The 885-nt window shown below is 46.7% G+C and carries 1 pseudogene; it reads right to left on the bottom strand.

The features are described 5' to 3' along the window. Positions 1-46 precede the first annotated feature (46 nt). A pseudogene (locus CIK04_RS30405) lies at positions 47-480 on the bottom strand (Hsp20 family protein). Positions 481-885 lie beyond the last annotated feature (405 nt).

The raw sequence follows: 885 nt of genomic DNA, 5'->3' as shown, positions 1-885 counted from the left end.
TTGGTCGCCCGCCCTCTCGACTCAATAAGAGCCAACACCAAGAGCATTAATTCTCAAGCAGTTTAGTGCCACCAATGGCAATTTTACGTGGTTGCATCGCTTCTGGAATTTCACGCACCAAATCGATGTGCAGTAAGCCATTTTCCATCGATGCACCCACCACTTTGACGTAATCCGCTAGCTGGAATTTACGCTCAAAGTCGCGCTCTGCAATGCCTTGATAAACGTAGTTTTTGCCTTCTTCGGCTTTGCGTTCACCCTTCACGATCAACATGTTTTCGTTTTGCGTCAAATCGAGCTGATCTTCAGCAAAACCTAGCAACTGCCATCGTAATGCGGTAGTTGTGCTCATCTTTTTGCTCAATGTTGGTATGAGGGTAACCGCCAGACGTTTTTGGCTGCGCTGGCTTCCATCAGGTTGAACAGACGGTCAAAACCAATCGCATTACGGTATAGTGGTGAGAAATCTACATTACGCATAATCCTATCCTCTTATTAAGTCAATAGTCTTAGCCCAGATAAACCTATATTATTGGCGTGTTTATGCAAGCAACGCCGAGCTAAGGGATTCGATAATCCACTCCACAACCCAAGGATTGGGGACGGGACATGGTGTCGAATCTAGGGTCAAATTGAGTGGCTAAACTCAGTAGTCCTCTCTTGAGCGATCTGGTTTAGCGATGCCAGAGGTGCTGTTCTTCTCTTGTTGAGCAAGCTAGCCATCCCTCTTCCTAATTAGATATAAGGCCTAGAAATGGGTTTCAAGGGATCAGAATAATAATTTTCAGTCTGTGCTGTCAGGGTCTAGGGTCTAGGTCTAGGGYCTAGGGTCTAGGGTCTAGGGTCTAGGGTCTAGGGTCTAGGGTCTAGGGTCTAGGGTCTAGG

The sequence above is a fragment of the Vibrio sp. 03_296 genome, assembly GCF_002265885.1.
The sequence above is the reverse complement of the archived record's forward strand: the minus strand, read 5'-3'. Positions and strand labels throughout refer to the sequence as shown.